At 74.8% G+C, this 20,174-nt stretch carries 14 protein-coding genes; 11 read left to right on the top strand and 3 right to left on the bottom strand.

Annotation, left to right across the window (positions count from 1 at the left end; genetic code table 11):
* Positions 1-6 precede the first annotated feature (6 nt).
* Positions 7-2,022 (bottom strand): phage tail sheath C-terminal domain-containing protein, encoded by a 2,016-nt coding sequence (locus tag FJK98_RS18495; protein ID WP_145920132.1) that lies wholly within the window; start codon positions 2,020-2,022, stop codon positions 7-9.
* A gap of 256 nt (positions 2,023-2,278) precedes the next feature.
* Here FJK98_RS18495 and FJK98_RS18490 point away from each other — a divergent pair, with 256 nt between their 5' ends.
* The 3 genes from FJK98_RS18490 to FJK98_RS18480 all read left to right on the top strand — a co-directional run bounded on the left by FJK98_RS18490 (position 2,279) and on the right by FJK98_RS18480 (position 4,945).
* Positions 2,279-3,181, top strand: coding sequence for a bile acid:sodium symporter family protein (locus tag FJK98_RS18490; RefSeq protein WP_145920131.1), 903 nt, complete (start codon positions 2,279-2,281; stop codon positions 3,179-3,181).
* Between the two features lie 96 nt (positions 3,182-3,277).
* Positions 3,278-3,937, top strand: coding sequence for a HEAT repeat domain-containing protein (locus tag FJK98_RS18485; RefSeq protein ID WP_145920130.1), 660 nt, complete (start codon positions 3,278-3,280; stop codon positions 3,935-3,937).
* 6 nt (positions 3,938-3,943) lie between these two features.
* Positions 3,944-4,945, top strand: a complete 1,002-nt coding sequence (locus FJK98_RS18480; RefSeq protein ID WP_145920129.1) for a MerR family transcriptional regulator — start codon at positions 3,944-3,946, stop codon at positions 4,943-4,945.
* 87 nt (positions 4,946-5,032) lie between these two features.
* On the opposite strand, the gene FJK98_RS18475 is transcribed toward FJK98_RS18480, so the two are convergent.
* The gene (locus FJK98_RS18475) at positions 5,033-5,251 is read right to left on the bottom strand and encodes a hypothetical protein (protein ID WP_145920128.1); all 219 of its coding nucleotides are present in this window, start codon (positions 5,249-5,251) and stop codon (positions 5,033-5,035) included.
* 170 nt (positions 5,252-5,421) lie between these two features.
* On the opposite strand from FJK98_RS18475, the gene FJK98_RS18470 reads away from it, so the two are divergent.
* The 8 genes from FJK98_RS18470 to FJK98_RS18435 all read left to right on the top strand — a co-directional run bounded on the left by FJK98_RS18470 (position 5,422) and on the right by FJK98_RS18435 (position 18,478).
* Entirely contained in the window at positions 5,422-6,648 is a 1,227-nt protein-coding gene (locus tag FJK98_RS18470) for a sensor histidine kinase (protein ID WP_145920127.1), read from the top strand.
* Entirely contained in the window at positions 6,636-7,292 is a 657-nt protein-coding gene (locus FJK98_RS18465; RefSeq protein WP_088646624.1) for a response regulator transcription factor, read from the top strand. The genes FJK98_RS18470 and FJK98_RS18465 overlap by 13 nt, the downstream gene beginning before the upstream one ends.
* 110 nt (positions 7,293-7,402) lie before the next feature.
* The gene (locus tag FJK98_RS18460) at positions 7,403-8,200 is read left to right on the top strand and encodes an ABC transporter ATP-binding protein (RefSeq protein WP_145920126.1); all 798 of its coding nucleotides are present in this window, start codon (positions 7,403-7,405) and stop codon (positions 8,198-8,200) included.
* A complete protein-coding gene (locus FJK98_RS18455) occupies positions 8,197-10,683 on the top strand; it encodes an FtsX-like permease family protein (RefSeq protein ID WP_145920125.1) in 2,487 nt (828 codons plus the stop codon). Before FJK98_RS18460 ends, FJK98_RS18455 begins: the two co-directional genes overlap by 4 nt.
* 110 nt (positions 10,684-10,793) lie before the next feature.
* The gene (locus FJK98_RS18450) at positions 10,794-11,900 is read left to right on the top strand and encodes a winged helix DNA-binding domain-containing protein (protein WP_145920124.1); all 1,107 of its coding nucleotides are present in this window, start codon (positions 10,794-10,796) and stop codon (positions 11,898-11,900) included.
* Between the two features lie 32 nt (positions 11,901-11,932).
* A complete protein-coding gene (locus tag FJK98_RS18445; protein ID WP_145920123.1) occupies positions 11,933-12,529 on the top strand; it encodes a GNAT family N-acetyltransferase in 597 nt (198 codons plus the stop codon).
* Positions 12,530-12,784: 255 nt separating this feature from the next.
* On the top strand, positions 12,785-16,150 hold the full coding sequence (locus FJK98_RS18440) for a M12 family metallo-peptidase (RefSeq protein WP_145920122.1): 3,366 nt from the start codon (positions 12,785-12,787) through the stop codon (positions 16,148-16,150).
* A gap of 111 nt (positions 16,151-16,261) precedes the next feature.
* Positions 16,262-18,478 (top strand): ATP-dependent RecD-like DNA helicase, encoded by a 2,217-nt coding sequence (locus tag FJK98_RS18435; RefSeq protein ID WP_145920121.1) that lies wholly within the window; start codon positions 16,262-16,264, stop codon positions 18,476-18,478.
* 76 nt (positions 18,479-18,554) lie between these two features.
* Here the strand turns inward: FJK98_RS18435 and FJK98_RS18430 are convergent, their stop codons facing one another.
* Entirely contained in the window at positions 18,555-20,153 is a 1,599-nt protein-coding gene (locus FJK98_RS18430) for an arabinofuranosidase catalytic domain-containing protein (protein ID WP_205789038.1), read from the bottom strand.
* Positions 20,154-20,174: the final 21 nt, after the last annotated feature.

The raw sequence follows: 20,174 nt of genomic DNA, 5'->3' as shown, positions 1-20,174 counted from the left end.
CACCTCTCAGGACGGGCTCTGGCCGGCGAGCTGCTGGATCCGCACGATGACGAACTCGGCGGGTTTGAGCGGGGCGAACCCGACGACCACGTTGACCACTCCCCGGTCCCGGTCGTCGGCGGTGGTGGTCTCCGCGTCGCACCGCACCAGGTACGCCTCCCGGGGCGTACGCCCGGCGAACGCGCCCTTGCGGAACAGGTCCTGCATGAACGACGTCAGGTTCAGCCGCAGCTGCGACCAGAGCGGCTCGTCGTTGGGCTCGAAGACCGCCCACTGGGTGCCCCGGTAGACGCTCTCCTCGATGAACAGGGCGAGCCGGCGCACCGGCGTGTACTTCCACTGGCTGGCCAGCACGTCCGCGCCGGCGGTGGTGCGGGCCCCCCAGTTGACCGTGCCGGTCACCGGGAAGGTGCGCAGGCAGTTGAGCCCCAACGGGTTGAGCGCCCCGTTCTCGGCGTCGGTCAACGGATAGACTAGGTTGGTCACCCCGCGTAGCTGCGCCTCGGTGCCGGCCGGCGCCTTCCACACGCCCCGCTCGGTGTCCTGGCGGGCGTACAGGCCGGCGAGGGTGCCGCCGGGGGCGACGGTGCGGGGCTGGAAACCGTCGGTAGGGTCGGGGATGCGCAGGCGGGGGAAGTGGGCCACCGCGTTGGGGCCCTTGACCCCGAGCTGGTTGATCCAGTCCAGGGCGCGGTCTGGGTCGTCCACCCCGGGCGGCGGGTCGACCAGCAGGACCGCCCGGCGGCGTTCGCAGAGGTCGTAGGCGGCCGACCAGACGGCCTCCGGGTCCAGCCCGTTGTCGATGGCGGCGGGGTCGCCGTGCCGGGCACGGGTGGCGTCGGGGATGCAGAGCAGGTTGAACAGGTCGGTTTTGAGCAGCGCGTAGATGCCGGTGTAGGCGGCCTCGCTGCCGATCAGCGCGCCGGTGCCGGGCAGGGTGGTGCCGTCGGAGCCGGTGACCAGGTCACCCTGGCCGAGCCGCTTGACGCCGAGCGGGCTGAACCGGCCGACGTTGGCGGTCGTCCCGGCCAGGCCCAGCAGGGCCGCGCCGTCGGCGACGTCACCGGCGGGGGAGACCCCCGCGACGGTGAAGGCCGCGTCGAGCGCCGCCGGGGCGACCACCGCGTCCACGTCACCGAGGACGCGCAGCCCGCCGGCGGCGGTGGGGGTCACCCGTACCCGCAGGCCGGCCGCGCTGTCGGCGGCACCCAACGCGGCGTTGACCTTCCGTTGCAGCAGCGCGGCCACCCCGGCGGGGGAGGACGGCAGCCGCTCTCCCTTGTCCAGCACGGTCACGGTCACCGGGGCGACCGCCGGCACGGTCTTGGCCGGGTCGTTCGGGTCCGGCTTGGTGGGCCGGTCGGGCTGCACGGTGAGCCGGTAGTTCTTCGCGGCGTCGACGGTGGGGGTGCCGAGAGCGGTGCCGACCGTGCCGCTGGGCACCGGCCGGCCCGCCCCGGCGGCCCCGGCGCGTGCCCGGACCAGCGCCGAACCCCGGTCCGGGTCGTTGAGCAGGGCCACCGCGTACGCGGCGCTGGCCGGGTCGGCGGACAGCCCGGTGAACCGTTCGGTGTCGCCGGTGGCGGTGTCGGTGACGGTGAGGTTGAACGACTTGGCGTCGGCGACCCCGTCGTGATCGACGTCGACGAGCAGCCCGCTGCCCCACGCGCCGGTGCTCGTCGCGTCCAGCAGCAGCGCGGACTTCGCCCCGGCGCCGACCTTGTCCAGCAGGGTCACCGAGGCGGCGCGGGCGTCGGCGCGGGGCACCCGGACGACCAGGGCGGCGGCCCCGCCGTTGCGGAAGAACTGTTGCACGGCCAGGCTGAGTTCGGAGTCCCGGTCGACCCCGCCGAACCGGCGTTCGAACTCGCCGAAGGTGTTCACCCGGACGGCACGGTTCTCCGGTCCGGTCCGGACGTATCCCACGAAGGCGGTCACCCCGGTGGCCACGCCGATCACGGGGCGGACGGAACTCGCGACTTCCTCGATGTACACGCCGGGATAGGTCGGGGTGACGGGCATGACTACCTCGTCTCGCAGTGGCGGGTCGGCTGGTGTCACCCTCCGCTCACACCGCACCCGCCTCTAGCGGGCACCCGACTGCGCCCCGACAACAACCCGACACCCCGGACCGTCCGGTTGCCTGGTCGGAGCGGGTGCGCCGGGGTCGTTCCGGGGTGGACGGCCGGGGATGAGCATGCCGTGAGGTGCCCGGGGACACCCGCCGGTGCCATCCTCCAACGAGGCAAGTCAATTTTTCTCCGGAGGGTGGTGGATCATGGGTTCCGGGTTGTCGCTCGCCCTCTTCCCGGTCGCCCTCGGCATCGTCATGTTGGGCATCGGCCTCAGCCTGACCGTCGAGGACTTCCGCCGGGTGGCCCGCCACCCCCGGGTCGTGCTGATCTGCCTCGGGTGTCAGATGCTGCTCCTGCCGGTGGTCTGCCTGGGCCTGGTGACCGCCTTCGACCTGCGTCCGGAGCTGGCGGTGGGGATGATGCTGCTGGCCGCCTCGCCGGGGGGCAGCACCGCCGGTCTCTACAGCCACCTGTTCCGGGGCAACGTCGCGCTCAACGTCTCGCTGACCGCGATCAACTCGGTGCTGGCCCTGTTCACCCTCCCGTTGATCGTCAACCTGTCGGTGGCCGGCTTCGCCGGTGCGGACGGCACGATCGGTCTCCAGTTCGGCAAGGTGGTCCAGGTCTTCGCGCTGGTCCTGGTCCCGATCGCGGTCGGCATGCTGCTGCGGCGTCGGTTCCCCACGTTCGCCCTGCGGATGGAACGCCCGGTGAAGATCGTCTCCGTCCTGGTGCTGGCCGTGATCATCGTGGGTGCGGTGGCCGGCATCAAGGACGACGTGCTGGCCACCCTCGGCGAGATCATCGTGATCGTCGCCCTGTTCAACCTGCTCAGCCTCGCCGTCGGCTACCTCGCGCCGCGCCTGCTACGGGCCGGGCACCGCGACTCGGTCGCCTCCTCGTTCGAGATCGGCCTGCACAACGCCACCCTGGCCATCACCATCGGGATGAGCCCGACGCTGCTGGACAACCCCACGATGGCGATGCCGTCGGTGGTCTACGGCAGCCTCATGTTCTTCACCGCCGCCGCCTTCGGGATGCTCGTCTCCCGCCGTCCGGCCGGGGCGTCGACCCCCACCGGGGCGACGCCGCAGCGCGCCCACTGACCCGGCGGGCCACGCCGACCGCCGCCACGCCCGCCCCGGACCGGCTTGACCCTGACACGGTGGCAGGGTCTTCACTGTGACCCGGAGGTGGTCACGATGACCGGGTCGGCAGCGGACACGGACCGGACACGGGGGTTGGCGGGCGGCGACCCGTCGGTGCGGCTACGGGTGGCGCTCGCGTTGGGCACCGCCCCCGACCCGCGCGACGTCGACCCGCTCGTCGCCCGGTGCGCGGTCGAACCGGACTTCGCGGTACGCGAGATGCTGACCTGGGCGCTCACCCGGCACCCCGCGGCGGTGACGGTCCCCCGGCTGGTCGCCGCGCTCGGCACGCCGTCCGCGCAGGCCCGGAGCCAGGCGTTGCACACCCTGTCCAAGATCGGGGACAGGTCGGCCTGGCCGGCGCTCACCCCGGCGCTGCTCACCGACGCCGACGACGAGGTGGCGCGGGCGGCCTGGCGGGCCGCAGTCGTGCTCGTGCCCCACGACGCCGAAGCCGGGCTGGCCGCGATCCTGGCCACCCAGCTCGGGCGGGGCGACCGGGCGACGTGGCTGAGCCTGGCCCGCGCACTGGCCGCCCTCGGCGAGGTCGTCACGCCGGTGCTGGACGCCGCCGCGTCCCACCCCGACCCCCGGGTACGGGCCCACGCGACCGCCACCCGGCGGCTGATGCGTGACCCGGACGCCGGCTTCGCGTTCTCGCTCGAGGAGGCGAAACGCGTCGTGGCGCTCGGCGACGCCGACCGGCAGGGGTGAGCAGCGGTGTTGATCGGCGACGTGGCACGGCGCTGCGGGGTCAGCGTCCGGATGCTCCGGCACTACGAGTCGCTCGGCCTGGTACGGCCGGGCGGACGCACCGGCGCGGGCTACCGCGAGTACTCCGGTGAGGACGTCCGGCGGATCTTCCACATCGAGAGCCTGCGGTCGCTCGGGCTGTCGCTGCGCGCCGTGGGGCAGGCGCTCGACGATCCGGATTTCACCCCGACGACGCTTGTCGACGACCTGATCCGGCGGACCCGGGCGCGGATCGCCGACGAGACGCGGCTGCTCACCCGGCTGGAGCGCATCGACGCCGCCGGGCCGGGCGACTGGACCGACGTCCTGCAGACCGTCGCGCTGCTGCGGGCCCTGGGCTCGTCGCACGCGGCGCAGCGGCAACGGGCCGCCCTGGCCCCGGTCGGGGCGGTCGCGGTGGAGGCCCTGGTCGAGGCGGCGCTGGGCGAACCCGACCCGCACGTGGCCGGGGCGCTGCGGTGGGCGGTGGCGCGGGCCGGCGCGGCGGGACTGCCGCTGCTGGCACAGGGGCTCGACGCGCCCGTGGCGGCGGTACGCGACCGCGCGGTGCGGTGCCTGGTGGAGATCCCGCACGACGCCGCGACGGCGCTGCTGCGTGACGCCCTCGACCACCGTGACGTGGCGGTCCGCAGGTGCGCGGCGCTCACGCTCGGTGCCCGGGGCGTACCCGAGGCCGTTCCGACGCTCGTCGACATGGTCGTGCAGGAGGCGAACGACGTCGAGGCCGCCGACGCGCTGGCCGCGTTGGCCGTCGACGCCGAATCGGCCGACCGGATCGCCGCCGCGCTCGTCGCGGGCCTCACCGGTGACGCCGTCGCGTCGCCGGTACGCCGTCGCCTGACCCAGGCGCTCGCGGGCATCCCGGGGGAGCGGGCGTCGCGGGCCCTGGCGGAGCTGGCCGTCGACGCGGACCGCCCGGTGGCGCTCACCGCGACGTACGTGCTGATGCTCCGCGACCGGGAACCGTGACCGCTGGCACCGGCGCGGCTCGACCGCTCCGGCCGACGGCTGCCCGCCCGCCACCGCCCCGGGGGCCGGTGGCGGGCCCGGCGCCGGTCACCGGGCGCGGCGGTGCCGGGCGACGAGCGTCCCGGCGCAGAGCACCGCCAGCAGGCCGCACGCGGAGCCGGCCCACTGGTTGTCCAGCACGGTCGTCAGCACCGCGTTGGCGGCGACACTGACCACCAGCACCAGCCACAGCAGCGGACGGAGCCGGTCGGCCGCCGGCTGCGGCGGGTCGGCCGGGGCGTCGGCGATGCGGTACGGATCGGTCATGGCTGCCTCCTCGGGTGGGCGGGTGTTCGACCAGGTCGACGCTAGGCGCGGCGGCGGGCCGGACACGATCCCGCCAGCACGACCGACGGTGGTACAGCAGGCGGTACTTTCCGCACCGACGGTGCCGGGCCGGCCGCCCGGTGGCCTATGTTGGCGCGGGAGGTCTTCCGATGACACACCTGCGGGACCGGGCCCGTACCACGGTCGACGCCCTCGCCCACCTCGTCGGAGGGCTCGGCACCGCGCTGCTGGCGCTGGCCACCCTGCTCCGGGTGCTCGTCGTGGCGACGGCCTGCCTGGTCTGGGTGGGGCTGCCGGCGGCGCCCGGCACGCTGCGGGCGGTACGCGCGGTGGCCGACCGGGAGCGGGCCCGGCTGTCCCGCTGGGGCGGGCCGGTCCCCGCCCCGGGCCCGGTGCCGGCCGAGCTGCGGGTGGCGGTACGCGACCCGTTCGTCCGCCGGGAACTCGGCTGGGTCGCGCTGCACGCGGTCACCGGCCTGACCGGCGGACTGCTCGGCCTGTCCCTGCCGCTCTACGCCGTGCAGGACCTCACCTTCCCGCTGTGGTACCGGCTGCTGCCACCCGAGGCCGGCGCGCCGGGGATCGTCTGGTGGCGCATCGACGGGCTGGGCGAGGCGCTCGTGGTCGGGCTGCTCGGCTTCGGCTGGCTGGCCGCCACCGTCGCGTTCGTGCCGGCGCTGGCCCGCCTCCAGGCCCGGCCGGGCCGGTGGCTGCTGCCCCCGCCGCCGGGCTTCGACCTGTCGCTGCGGGTCGCCGAGCTGACCGCCACCCGGGCCGCGGCGCTGGACGCCCACGCGGTCGAACTGCGCCGCATCGAACGCTCCCTGCACGACGGCACCCAGAACCGGCTGGTCGCCGTCAACGTGCTGCTGGGGGCGGCCCGCCGGGCGGTACGGCGGGACCCGGACCGGGCCGACGAGATCCTCGGGCAGGCGCAGGACGCGGCGGAACAGGCGCTCGGCGAACTGCGTACGGTGGTGCGGGGCATCCTGCCGCCCGTGCTGGACGACCGGGGCCTCACCGGTGCCCTGGCCGGCCTGGCCGGCGGCTGCGCGGTGCCCTGCCGGCTCACCGTCGACGTGCCGGTACGCTGCGCCGTCTCGGTGGAGGCCACCGCCTACTTCGTGGTGGCGGAGGCGTTGACCAACGTGGTCCGGCACAGCGGCGCCGGCCGGGTCGACGTGACCGTCCGCCGCGAGCGGGACCGGCTGCTGGTGACCGTCACCGACGACGGGCACGGCGACGCCGACGAGGCCGGCGGCTCGGGGCTGACCGGCATCCGTCGGCGGGTCGGGGCGTACGACGGCCGGATGACGCTGACCAGCCCACCGGGAGGGCCGACGAGACTGGAGGTGGAGTTGCCGTGCGGATCGTGATCGCCGAGGACGACCCGCTGCTGCGGGAGGGGCTGGCGCTGCTGCTGCGGGCGGAGGACCTGGACGTGGTCGCCACGGCGGGCACCCCGGGCGAGTTCCTGGCCGCCGTCGACGCCCACACGCCGGACGTGGCGATCGTGGACGTCCGGATGCCGCCGACGCACACCGACGAGGGCATCGTGGCCGCGGTGGAGGCCCGCCGCCGCCGGCCCGGCCTCGCGGTGCTGGTCCTCTCGGCGTACGTCGAGCAGGCGTTCGCCACCGACCTGTTCTCCGTCGGCGCGGTCGGGCTCGGCTACCTGCTCAAGGAACGGGTGGGCCGGGTCGAGGAGTTCCTCGCCGCGCTGCACCGGGTCGCCGACGGCGGCAGCGTGATCGACCCGGAGGTGGTGGGGCAGCTGCTGGCCCGCAACCGCCGCCCGGACACCGCGCTGGGCGAGCTGTCGCCACGCGAGCGCGAGGTGCTGGGGCTGATGGCCGAGGGGCTCGGCAACACCGCGATCGCCGAGCGCCTGTTCGTCACCGACGGGGCGGTGCACAAGCACATCCGCAACATCTTCGCCAAGCTCCAACTCCCCCCGGACGACCGGGTCGACCGCCGGGTCACCGCGGTGCTGCGGCACCTCGACGGCGGCCGGGGGTAGCGCCTGCGGTACCGCCGTCCGGGCAGCCCGCTGGATGGTTCCCGGTCCTCCACCTGCATAGCGTTCCTGGTGCGCGCAGCCCACACCCGCTGACACGGAAGGCCACCAGGATGCCAGTCCATCCGGCACACCCCCTCGACCCCGTACGGACCGCCGACCCGGCGGGGCCCGTCGGCGCGGCGGTGCGCGTCGCCCGGCTCACCCGGGTCTACCCGTCCGGTCCCACCCCGGTGACCGCGCTGGCCGGGGTCGACGTCGGCTTCGACCGGGGCACCTTCACCGCCGTGATGGGCCCCTCCGGGTCCGGCAAGAGCACCCTGCTGCACGTCGCCGCCGGGCTCGACCGGCCCACCTCCGGCCGGGTCGTCCTCGGCGACACCGACCTGTCGACCCTGTCCGAGACCCGGCTGACCGAGCTGCGGCGGACCCGGATGGGGTTCGTCTTCCAGGCGTTCAACCTGATCGGCGCGCTCACCGTCGAGGAGAACATCGTGCTGCCGCTGCGGCTGGCCGGGGTCCGCCCCGACCGGGCCTGGCTGGGTCAGGTGGTGGCGCGGGTCGGGCTCACCGACCGGCTGCGTCACCGGCCGGCCGCGCTCTCCGGTGGCCAGCAGCAGCGGGTGGCGATCGCCCGCGCGCTCGCCACCCGACCCGAGGTGGTCTTCTGCGACGAGCCCACCGGGGCGCTCGACTCGCACACCGCGGCACAGGTGCTGACGCTGCTGCGCGCGATCGTCGACGAACACGGGTTGACCGTGGTGATGGTGACCCACGACCCGGTCGCCGCGTCGTACGCCGACCGGGTGCTGGTGCTGGCCGACGGCCGGATCGTCGCCGACCTGCCGCAGCTCGGGGCGGCCCGGATCGCCGAACGCCTGGCGGCGCTGGACGGGCGGGCCGTCCGATGACCCGGCTCGCCGCCCGGCTGCTGCGCCACCGCGCCGGCCCGGCCGTCGCGACGCTGCTCGCCCTGCTCGCCGGGGTGACGATCCTGGTCGCCATGGGCACCCTCGTCGAGTCCGGGCTGCGGTGGCGGCCGGAGCCCCGGCTCTGGGCGACTGCCGACCTGGTGGTCGCCCACCGCACGCTCAGCGAGCAGACGCGGGAGTTCGGCGGCGACACCACCACCAGCACCGTCGCCCTGCCCGAGGGCGGCACGGTGGACGCCGCCCTGGTGGAACGCGTCCGTCGGCTGCCCGGCGTCGCGGACGCCACCGGCGACGACCGGGTGCCGATCGGTGTGCCCCCGGCCGTCGGGCACGGCTGGGCCACGTACGCCTTCGCCGGCCGGCCGGTCAGCATGGGCGTCGCGCCCCGCGCCGACGACGAGGTGGCGGTCGACGTGCGGCTCGGCGCGTCCCCCGGCGACCGGATCGACCTGGTCGTCGGCGGGGTCGCCCGGTCCCACCGGGTGAGCGCCACCGTCGACACCGGCACCGACGCGGTGTTCTTCACCGACGCGCAGGCGGCCCGGCTGTCCGTCCACCCGGGCCGGGTGGACACGATCGGTGTGCGGCTCGCCCCCGACGCCGACCACGACGCGGTCGCCGACGCGGTCCGCCGGGTCGCCGCGCCCACCGGCGCCACCGTCCACGTCGGCGGCGACCGGGGCACGGTGGAGCAGCCGGCGGACCTGGCCGCCCAGGGCCTGCTGGTCACCGTCGGCTCGGCCTTCGGCGGGTACGTCGTCCTGCTGGTCGTGTTCGTGGTGGCCGGCACGATCGGGCTCTCCGTCCGGCACCGCCGCCGGGACCTGGCGCTGCTGCGCGCGATCGCGGCCACCCCGGGCCAGGTGCGTCGGCTGCTACTCGCCGAGGCCGCCCTGCTCGCCCTGGTCGCCGCCGCGCTCGGCGGGCCCGCCGGGCTGCTGGCCGCCCGCTGGGTGCACGGTGAGCTGGTCGACCGGGGCTTCGTCCCGGCCGGTTTCCCGATGGCCGGCGGCCTGCTCGCGGTGCCTGCCGCCGCCGGCACGGCGGTGCTGGTGGCGGTGCTCGCCGCCCTGGTCGCCGGGCGTCGGGTCACCGCGATCAAGCCGGTCGAGGCGCTCGGCGAGCCCGCCGTCGAGGCCCGACCGCCGGGCCGGGTGCGGCTGGTCGTCGGTGGCCTGACGCTGGCGGGCGCGGTCTCGTCCGGGGCGGTCACCGCCGGCAGCACCGGCTCGACGGGTGCGCTGGCCGGCGCGGTCGGCATGCTCTACCTGTTCGTCGTCGCGGTGGCGCTGCTCGCGCCGTGGATCAACGGGTACGTCGCGCGGCTGCTCACCCCGGCGCTGCCCCGCCTCTGGGGGGTCGGCGGCTACCTGGCCGCGGCCAACCTGCGGGCCACCGCGCGGGGCACGGCGACGGTGCTGACCTTCCTGGTGCTGGCGGTGGGCCTCGGTGGCTCGGTCTGGTTCTTCCAGACCAACCTGGAACGGCAGACCGTCGCCCAGAGCGGCGCGGGGACGCTCGCCGGGCGGGTGCTGACCGCGCCGGGTGGGCTGCCCGCCGACGCCGCCGGCCAGGTCCGCGCGCTGCCCGGGGTGCGGGCCGCCACCGGGGTACGCCGGACCCAGGTGGTGGTGCGGTCGTCGCTCGACGGCATCACGCCGGTCCCCGCGCAGGCCGTCGACCCGGTCGGCCTCACCGACACGATGGACCTCGACGTGCGCGACGGCGACCTGGCCGACCTGACAGTGGGCACGGTCGCGCTGTCCACGACGCAGGCGTCCGCGTCCGGGTGGCGGGTCGGCGACCGGGCCGACCTGTGGCTGGGCGACGGCACCCCGGTCACCCTGCGGGTCGTGGCGGTCTACGGCCGGGGCCTCGGCTTCGGTGACGTCACCCTGGCCACCGGGACGGTCGCCGGGCACACCGCCGGGGCCACCGCCGACGAGATCCTGGTCCGCGCCGGCCCGGACGCCGACGCGCCGCTGGCCGGCTGGGCGGCCGGCCAGCCGGGCGGGCAGCTGCGCGACGCGGCCACCCGGACCCGGCTGATCGGCACCGACCTGGCGCTGGGTGCCTGGCTGAACCGGCTGCTGATCGGCGTGCTGGTGGGCTACGCGGCGCTGGCCTCGGCCACCACGATGGTGCTGGCCGCGCTGGCCCGCCGCCGCGAACTGGCCTTGCTGCGGCTGGTCGGGGTCACCCGGCGGCAGATCCGCAGGATGGTCCTTGCCGAGCAGGCCGGGCTGCTCGGCAGCGCGGTGCTGATCGGCGCGACGGTCGCCACGCTGACCCTGGGCGCGATCGTCGCCGCGTTGACCGGCAGCCCGGTGCCGTACGTGCCGCCGCTGGGTGTGGTGGTGGTGCTCGGCGGCGTCGCCCTGCTGGCGCTGGCGACGACGGTGTGGCCGGTCCGCCGGCTGCTCCGGGTCCCGCCGGTCGACCACATCGGGCTCCGGGAGTAGCAGCGGCCCGCCCGTCGTGGCCGGTGCCCCGGGGTGCCGGCCACGACGGTGCGCGGCGTGCCGGTCCCGACGGGACGGAGGTTGTCGGGGTTGGCACCTAGGCTGGTCGGATGATCGACCGCCGTCAGGTGATGCAGTTCCGGGTCGGGGCGCAGCAACTCGGCCGGGCCGAGGGCACGCCGGCGGACACCGCCGTGCTCGACATCGGGGTGCAGGACACCGGCCCGGACGGCGGCCGGTGGGCCCTGGCCCTGCGCGGGGTCGCGGTGACCGCACCGGTCGCGGACGACCTGGTCCTGCTGTGGACCGTGCGGGGCGCGCCGCATCTCTACCGTCGCGCCGACGTGGCCGAGGTGGCGGGGGCGGTCGCGCCGTACTCCGACGCGGACGCGGGCAAACGCATCTACGACGCCGCCCGGCCGCTGAAGGCCGCCGGCATCGGCAACCTGGCCGCCCTCGACGAGGTGGCGGCGCGGATGCGGGCCGTGGTCACCACCCCGACGGTCAAGGGCGACGTCTCCGGGCGGCTGGCCGCCCTGCTGCCCGAGCCCTACCTGCGGTTCTGCCGGCCCTGCGCCGCCACCCACCTCTACGAGATGCCGTTCCGGCTGGCGGCCGTGCGGGCCGGGCTGGAGCTGCGCGCCGACACCTCGCCACCGGTCCTGCACCGCATCCCCGGGTTCACCCGGGCCGCCCCGCCCGGCGACCGGTTCGACCTGGTCCGCGCCTACCTGCGGCTGCTCGGCCCGGCCACCCCCCGGCAGGTCGCCGACTACCTCGACGCCCCGGTGAGGGACGTGCGGGCCCGCTGGCCGCAGGACGTGGTCGAGGTGCGGGTCGACGGGGAGGCCCGTTCGCTGCTCGCCGCCGACGAGCCGGCGCTCGCCGGTGCCGCCGACACCACGGCGGTCCGCCTGCTCGGCCCGTACGACCTGTTCCTCCAGGCGCGGGACCGGGCGACCCTGGTGCCGGACGCGGCCCACGCCAAGCAGTTGTGGCCGGTGCTGGGCCGCCCCGGCGCCGTCCTGGCCGGCGGTGAGATCGTCGGCACCTGGCGTCCCCGTAAGGCCGGCCGGACGCTGACGCTCGCCGTCCAGCCGTGGCGGAAGCTGCCTGCCGCCACCCGCGACGGCATCGTCGCACAGGCGGAACGCCTCGCCGCGCACCGGGGCGTCGCCCGCGTCGACGTCGACGTCGCCGCACCGGGCGGGGTTTGACACCGGCACACGGCATCGGGGGAGGATGAGACGTGCGGGTCCCTCTTTCCACACCACCGGCCATTCCCGCCGGGGCCCTCGCCGCCGGTGCGCAGCCGACCCTCGCCGCGCCGGGGGGCCTGGTCCTGCGTCCCTGGGAGGCGTCCGATGCCCCGGTGTTCCTGGCCGCCTACCGGGACCCGGAGATCCGGCACTGGCACACCCGTCATCCGGCCTCGGAGAGTCAGGTCCGTGAGTGGTTCGGGGGTTATGACCGGGCCTGGGCGGGGGAGACCGGCGCCAGTTGGGCGGTGACCCGCGACGGCGTCGAGGTGCTCGGCCGGATCGCCCTGACCAGCATGGATCTCGACGACGGCGTCGCCGGGTGCGCGTACTGGGTGCTTCCCGCCGCCCGCCGGGCGGGGGTGGCCTCCCGGGCGTTGACGGCGCTGGGTGACTGGGCGTTGGACACGGCGGGTTTCCACCGGCTGCACCTGGACCACTCGACCCGCAACGTCGCCTCCTGCCGGACCGCCCTGCGCGCCGGTTTCCTCCTGGAGGGCACCAAACGCAGCGACGCCGTGCACGCCGACGGTCGGCACGACATGCACCTGCACGCCCGCATCCGGGGCGATCGACCGACCGGCTGACACCGGCACCCGGTCCGCGACCGCCCCCACCCGGCCGGCCCGGACGGCGGCGTCGCTCGGGCCTCCCCGGCGTGTGGCGCGCGGTCCACCGGGGAGGGTCTACACCGCCGGGCTGTGCCGCCGCGTCGACTTTACGGATGATGTCTGTCGACAGGGGACCCGTCATAGCGTGTGTTTCCCGGGACAGCCCGGCGTGGCCCACGAACGCCACGCCATCCGGCCCGTTCCCCGACCTCGTGAAGTGAGGCCCACTCGATGACGGTTCCACCCCCCGATCCCGCTGGTCGCGGCCGCCGCCGGCTGGCCGGGCTGCTCGCCGCGGTGCTGGTCGCCACCGCGCTGCCGCTGATCGGCGGCACCGCGGCGGTCGCCGCGCCGGCCGACCCCGGCCCCTGGCGGCAGCTGCCCGGCGAGCTGTCGGCCAACGCCCGGGGCGGGCGTACCCCCGACATCCGCGCCGAGCGGTTCGCCGCGTACACCCTGGACCGGGCCGCGTTGGCCGACACCCTGGCCGACGCCCCCGCCGAGCGGGCCGGCACGGCCCGGCGGGCGCAGCCGGCGCTGACCGTCGCGCTGCCCACCCCCACCGGAGGCTTCCAGCGGTTCAGCCTGGTCGACTCGCCGGTGATGGAGCCGGGCCTCGCCGCCCGGCACCCCGAGATCAGCACGTACGTCGGCCGGGGCCTGGACGACCCGACGGCGACCATCCGGGCCGACCTGACCCCGCTGGGTTTCCACGCCTCGGTCCGGTCGACCGGCGGCAGCTGGTACCTCGACCCGTACTACCACGGCGACCAGAGCGTCTACGCCAGCTACTACGCCCGCGACCTGGTCGACACCGACCCGGCCATGGTGGAGCGGGAGGACGTCGCGGCGGCGGCCGGGGCGCTGTCGCCGGAGGTGGCCGCGGACGAGCCGGCGGGCCCGCAGGTCACCCTGCGCACCTACCGGCTGGCCCTGGTGACCGACCCGTCGTACGCCACCTTCTTCGGCGCGGAGAACGTCACCGCGGCGAAGGTGACCCTGATCAACCGGGTCACCCAGATCTACGAGGACGAGACGGCGATCCGGCTGGTGCTGGTCAACGACACCGACAAGACCAACCTGAACACCGCCGCCCTGGCCACCGAGCCGAACGGGCCGTGCGGCGCGGCGGCCTGCTACACCCCGGCGCAGATCTCGTCGTGCACCAGCTCGCTGCTCAACCGCAACCGGATCGTGCTCGGCCAGCTCGTCGGCGCGGGCAACTACGACGTCGGGCACATCGGCCTCGGCCTGCCCGGTGGTGGCGTCGCCGGCCTGGGCGTGGTCGGCCTGGACGGCAAGGCCCGCGGCTGCACCGGCCTGCCCACCCCGGTCGGTGACTTCTACGCCGTCGACTACGTGGCGCACGAGATCGGGCACCAGTTCGCCGGCAACCACACCTTCAACGGCACCCAGTACAACTGCTCCGGCAGCAACCGCAGCGCCGCCAACTCCTACGAGCCGGGCAGCGGCTCGTCGATCATGGCGTACGCGGGCATCTGCCAGCAGGACAACCTCCAGCCGCACAGCGACCCGTACTGGTCGCAGCGCAGCTACACCGAGATCAGCACGTTCGTCTCCGGCACCCGCCCGGCGCTCAACGAGGTGCAGACCGTCTCGCTGTCCGGTTTCGACACCGACGGCGACGCGTTGCGCATCAGCTACGCGGGGCAGTCGTCCGTGCCGGTGGTGCGTGGCGGCAACTACACCGCCGCCGGGATCAAGGCGGCCATCGAGTCGATCGCCGGTTGGCCGGCCGGGGCCACCGTCACCGTGTCGGCCTTCGGCGGGCTCGGCGCGCCGAACGACACCGGTTTCCAGGTCACCTTCGGTGCGGGCCCGCTGGCCGGGGTCGACGTGCCGGCGCTCGAACTGACCGACCTCGTCGGCGCGTCCGGCTTCGTCGGTGAGACCGCCCGGGGCGGGGCGGCCGGCAACAACGGTTTCCAGACCGCGCAGACCGGCAACCGGGCCCCCGTGGTCACCGTGCCGGCGGCGGCGCACACCATTCCGGCGCGGACCCCGTTCGCGCTGACCGGTAGCGCCACCGACGCCGACGGGGACACCGTCAGCTACCTGTGGGAGCAGAACGACCGGGGCGGCAGCACCGGCACCGCGCTGGTCAACAACACCAAGACCAACGGGCCGCTGTTCCGGCAGTTCGGCGAGGCGGCGGCGGTCAGCCCGACCGACACCCTGGAGTACCACTCGCCGGGGGAGAACGCGGTGACCACCGATCCGACCCGGCACTTCCCCAACCTGGCGCAGATCGCGGCGAACAACACCAACGCCGCCACCGGGGCCTGCCCGGCCGCGCCTGCCCCGCCGGCCACCGGCGGGGCGAGCAACGTGCCCGCCGCGACGGTGGACTGCTACTCGGAGTTCCTGCCCACCGCCGACTGGGTCGGTGTCACCAACGACCGGACCCTGCACTTCCGGCTCACCGGCCGGGACCACCACCCGGGCGGCGGCGGCATCGGCAGCGCCGACGTGGCGTTGACCCTCGCCCCGGCGGCCGGCCCGTTCCTGGTCACCTCGCAGGCGACGTCGGCGGCCCACCTGGGCGGCGGCACCATGCCGGTCACCTGGGACGTGGCCGGCACGGACGCCGCGCCGGTCAACGTCAGCGAGGTGCGGATCTCGTTCTCCGCCGACGGTGGGGCGACCTTCCCGTACGTGCTGGCCGAGCGCACCCCGAACACCGGGGCGGCGACGGTGACGCTGCCGAACGTGGACACCGCCCGGGGCCGGCTGAAGATCGAGGCGGTCGGCAACGTCTTCTTCGACCTGAGCGACGCCGACCTCGCCATCACCCAGGTCCGCGCGGCCACGGTCACCTACACCGGTGACGCCCTGGCCTCCCCGGTGGACGACGCCGACTCGACCGGGGTGCTGCTGCGGGCCACCGTCCGGGGTGGCGGCGGTGACGTCCGCAACGCCACGGTGACCTTCACCGAGGGCGACGAGACCCTCTGCACGGCGGTCGCGACGCCGTTCGGCGCGGCGGCGGACGACGGCTCGGCCAGTTGCCGCGCCGTGTTGCCGCACGGCGCGCACCCGGTCACCGCCACGCTGTCGGGGGCGTACACCGGCAGCGCGACGGCCACCGTCACGGTGGCCGGCGGGTACGGCCGGTCGGTCGCCGGCTCGGGCTACCTGAAGGGCGGGGCCACCGCCGGTGGTTACCCGCTCGACGACGACCGGCGCATCGAGGTGACCTTGGACGGCCGGATCAACAACGGCAAGAAGCTGGTCGGCAGCGCGAAGGTCGGCTACAAGTCGGGCGGCAAGCGGTACAAGTTCCAGAGCACCGCGCTGGAGTCGTTCGGCGTCGCCACGACGGCCGGGGAAGCGGTCGCCGACCTGCGCTACCAGGTCACCCTGTACGACATCTCCACCGCGCAGAACCCGGTCGCGGTGGCCACCGGGCTGACCATGCGGGTGACCGCCACCGACCGGGGCGAGCCGGGCCGGCGCGACGGGATCGGCATCACCGTCTGGGACGGTGACCGGCTGCTGTTCTCGTCGGACTGGACCGGCGCGTCGACCCGGGAGATCACCCTGACCGCCTCCGGTGGCAACCTCACCATCGGCTGACCAGGCGCACCGCGACACCCGGCGTCCTTCCCCGCCCGCCCGGCGGGGGAGGACGCCGGTGTCCGTCCGGGCGGTGCACGGGGCGCTCCGGGTACCCGGCACGATGAGGGGGTGACCGCCCCCGCCCGCCCGCCGCTCGCCACCCTGGACGCGGTCCTCGAACGGCTCACCTACGTCAACGAGGAGACCGGCTACACCGTGGCCCGGGTCGCCACCGACCGGGGCGGCGACCTGTTGACCGTGGTCGGCGCGTTGCTGGGCGCGCAGCCCGGCGAGAGCCTGCGGCTGTCGGGACGCTGGTCGTCGCACCCGAAGTACGGCCGGCAGTTCGAGGTCGACTCGTACACCACGGTGCTGCCGGCGACCATCCAGGGCATCCGCCGCTATCTCGGCTCCGGCCTGGTCAAGGGCATCGGGCCGGTGTTCGCCGAGCGGATCGTGGCGCACTTCGGCCTGGACACCCTGCGGATCATCGAGGAGGAACCCGCCCGGCTGGTCGAGGTCGCCGGGCTCGGGCCGAAACGCACCGCGAAGATCACCGCCGCGTGGGAGGAACAGAAGGCCATCAAGGAGGTGATGGTCTTCCTCCAGGGCGTCGGGGTGTCGACGTCGCTGGCGGTGCGGATCTTCAAGCAGTACGCCGACGCGTCGATCGAGGTGGTGACGAAGGAGCCGTACCGGCTGGCGGCCGACGTGTGGGGCATCGGCTTCAAGACCGCCGACACCATCGCCCAGGCGGTGGGCATCCCGCACGACAGTCCGCAGCGGGTGATGGCGGGCCTGCGGTACACCCTGTCCGAGGCCACCGACTCGGGCCACTGCTACCTGCCCGCCCCGGCGCTCGTCGCCGACGCCACGAAGATCCTCGACGTTCCCGGTGACCTCGTCACCCGCTGCCTGGACGACCTGATCGCCGAGGAGGGCGTGGTCCGGGAGTTCCTGCCCGGCGACGACGGCGAGCCGGTGCCGGCGGTCTACCTGGTGCCGTTCCACCGCGCCGAGCAGTCCCTGGCCGCCGCCCTGTTGCGGCTGCTGCACGAGAGGGCCGACCGGTTGCCCCACTTCACCGACGTCGACTGGCCCCGGGCGCTGGCCTGGCTGCGGACGGTCACCGGCAACGACCTCGCCCCCGAGCAGGAGCACGCCGTCCGGCTGGCGCTCACCGCGAAGGTGGCGGTGCTCACCGGCGGGCCCGGCTGCGGCAAGAGCTTCACGGTGCGGTCCATCGTCGCGCTGGCCGCCGCGAAGAAGGCCCGGATCACCCTGGTCGCGCCGACCGGCCGGGCCGCGAAACGGCTGTCCGAGCTGACCGGGCACCCCGCCGCCACCGTGCACCGGCTGCTGCAACTGCGTCCCGGCGGGGAAGCCGTCCACGACCGGGACAACCCCCTCGACGTCGACCTGCTCGTCGTCGACGAGGCGTCCATGCTCGACCTGATCCTGGCCAACAAGCTCGTCAAGGCGGTGCCGCCGGGGGCGCACCTGCTCCTGGTGGGCGACGTCGACCAGTTGCCCAGCGTCGGCGCCGGGGAGGTGCTGCGCGACCTGCTCACCGCGCCGGCCATTCCCCGGGTGCGGCTGACCCGGGTGTTCCGCCAGGCCGCCCAGTCGGGCGTGATCACCAACGCGCACCGGATCAACGCCGGCCGGCCGCCCCTGCTCGACGGCCTGCCGGACTTCTTCCTGTTCGCCTGCGAGGACACCGAGGCCACCGCCGCGCTGACCGTCGACGTCGCCTGCGCCCGGGTCCCCGCCCGGTTCGGCCTCGACCCGCGCCGCGACGTGCAGGTCCTCGCCCCCATGCACCGGGGGCCGGCCGGTGCCGCCGCGCTCAACACCCTGCTGCAACAGCGACTCACCCCGCACCGTGAGGGGCAACCGGAGCGGCGGATGGGCGGGCGGGTGTTCCGCATCGGCGACAAGGTCACCCAGATCCGCAACAACTACGACAAGGGTCAGGCCGGCGTCTTCAACGGCACCCTCGGCATCGTCACCGCCATCACCCCGGAGGAACAGACCCTCACCGTACGCACCGACGAGGACGAGAACCTCGACTACGAGTTCGACGAGCTGGACGAGCTGGCCCACGCGTACGCGATGACCATCCACCGCTCGCAGGGCTCGGAGTACCCGGCGGTGGTCGTACCCCTGACCACCAGTGCCTGGATGATGCTGCAACGCAACCTGCTCTACACCGCCGTGACCCGGGCCCGGCAACTCGTCGTCCTGGTCGGTTCCCGGCGGGCGCTGGCCGCCGCCGTCCGTACCGTCGGCGCGGGCCGCCGGCACACCGCCCTGGACCACCGCCTCGGGGCGCCGGCCGGGTAGCGCCGGTGTCCCACGCCGACGGCCGCCGCGCCGGCCACCGTGGACGGTGACCGGCGCGGCGACGACCTGTCGTCGGTCAGCGGTAGCCGGCGGCGGTGATGCTGGCCTGCACCGCGTTCTCGGTGGCGTCCGACGGGTAGCCGGCGACCATCGCCCCCTCGTAGAAGGTGCCGGCGCTGAGGTTCGCGCCGCCGTCGGGCTTGCAGCAGTCCCCGCCGCTGCCCAGGATGATCGCGCCCTGCTTCTTCATCGGGCTGTAGCCGGGCGGCAGCGACCCGTCGTAGAGGGTGTAGAGGCTGCCGGACTGGGCGTTGCTGCCCTTGATGGCGAAGCGTGAGGTGCCGTTGTTCTTCAGGGTGGCGGTGACGAACTTGTGCGGGAACGCCCGCTGGTTGGGGTTCCACGAGCTGCTGCCGCCGGGGAACAGCCCCCACTCCAGGTCGGCCTGCACCCACGGGCCGGAGCCGGAGCAGCCGCCGAACCAGCACTGGGTGCTGAAGTTGATCGCGTCCATCGCGCCGGCGGCGTCGGCCTTGCGGGTGGTCTCGCTGTTGCCGTAGTCGAAGCAGCAGCCGTTGTTGACGTGGGTGCCGCTGGTGACCATGTACATGCCCTCAGGCGCGGCGCCGGTCGGCACCCCGGTCAGGTGCCCGTCACGCCAGTAGCTGTTGCCCGGGTTGATGTAGAGCGAGTACGCCTTCGCGCCGCCCACCGTCAGCGACTCCGACGTCGCGACCGCCGGTCGGCTCTGCGGCGACCCGGGCACCACGCTGGAGCCCTGGTACCACAGGTCGTTGCCGCGACCCGACTGGTCGAACACGACGGTCACCACGCAGGTGGTGCCGGTGCAGAACGAGTCCTGCGTGGCGGCGTTGGCGGTGCCGCCGGTGCCGGTCAGCCCGATGTTGCGGGTCGTGTTGTCCGAGGAGCGGCGTACCTGGTAGAGGTTGCCGCTGTAGGCGGCGTAGAGCGCCCGGGTGGTGCTGTGGGCGGCCACGCACGGGGTGCCACCGGCGGCGTAGATGTCGCACGGCAGGGCCCCGCCGGGTGGGGGAGTCGTCGGCGGCGGCGTGGTCGGCGGGGTGGTGGTGGGCGGGGTGGTCGGCGAGGTCCACTGCTGGTTGGCCTGACCGTTGCAGGTCCATAGCAGGATCTTGGTGCCGTTGGCGGTGCCGTTGCCGTTCGCGTCCAGGCACAGTCCGGACTGTACGCCGGTGATGGTGCCGTTGGCGTTGACGTTCCACTGCTGGTTGTTCTGGCCGTTGCAGTCCCAGATGATCGCCGCCGTGCCGGCGGTGGTGCCCCGGCCGGAGGCGTCCAGGCACTTGTTGCCGTAGACCGTGAGTTGCCGGCTGGTGGTCCAGGTCCAGGTCTGGTTGGCCCCGCCCTGGCAGTCCCACAGCTGGGTCTGGGTGCCGTTGGTGGTGCTGGAGTTGGGTACCTCCAGGCAGCGCCCGGAGGCGGTGCCGACGATCCGGGTGCTCTGCCCCGGCTCGATGGCGGCGAGCGCGGGTGCGGCGGCGGCCTCGGCGACCGGCGAGGTGAGGCCGGGTGTGGCCCCGGCGACGACGAGGACGCCGGCCAGCGCGCCGACCAGCATGGTCAGCCGGTGCAGGCGGCGGCGGGGGATGGGGGCGCGGACCTGTCCTGGTCCGCTGGGGGACGGGGTGCGCACGAAGCGGCTCCTTGGTTCGTC

This window comes from Micromonospora sp. HM134 (assembly GCF_007833915.1).
Classification (GTDB): domain Bacteria; phylum Actinomycetota; class Actinomycetes; order Mycobacteriales; family Micromonosporaceae; genus Micromonospora; species Micromonospora wenchangensis.
The sequence above is the reverse complement of the archived record's forward strand: the minus strand, read 5'-3'. Positions and strand labels throughout refer to the sequence as shown.

What these genes read in the sequence shown, in the direction of transcription:
- FJK98_RS18490 (WP_145920131.1), top strand. Translation starts at nt 2,279, where the DNA reads ATGGGTTCCGGGTTGTCGCTCGCCCTCTTCCCGGTCGCCCTCGGCATC.
- FJK98_RS18440 (WP_145920122.1), top strand. Translation starts at nt 12,785, where the DNA reads ATGACGGTTCCACCCCCCGATCCCGCTGGTCGCGGCCGCCGCCGGCTG.
- FJK98_RS18495 (WP_145920132.1), bottom strand. Translation starts at nt 2,022, where the DNA reads ATGCCCGTCACCCCGACCTATCCCGGCGTGTACATCGAGGAAGTCGCG.
- FJK98_RS18455 (WP_145920125.1), top strand. Translation starts at nt 8,197, where the DNA reads ATGACCCGGCTCGCCGCCCGGCTGCTGCGCCACCGCGCCGGCCCGGCC.
- FJK98_RS18475 (WP_145920128.1), bottom strand. Translation starts at nt 5,251, where the DNA reads ATGACCGATCCGTACCGCATCGCCGACGCCCCGGCCGACCCGCCGCAG.
- FJK98_RS18485 (WP_145920130.1), top strand. Translation starts at nt 3,278, where the DNA reads ATGACCGGGTCGGCAGCGGACACGGACCGGACACGGGGGTTGGCGGGC.
- FJK98_RS18470 (WP_145920127.1), top strand. Translation starts at nt 5,422, where the DNA reads ATGACACACCTGCGGGACCGGGCCCGTACCACGGTCGACGCCCTCGCC.
- FJK98_RS18460 (WP_145920126.1), top strand. Translation starts at nt 7,403, where the DNA reads ATGCCAGTCCATCCGGCACACCCCCTCGACCCCGTACGGACCGCCGAC.
- FJK98_RS18450 (WP_145920124.1), top strand. Translation starts at nt 10,794, where the DNA reads ATGATCGACCGCCGTCAGGTGATGCAGTTCCGGGTCGGGGCGCAGCAA.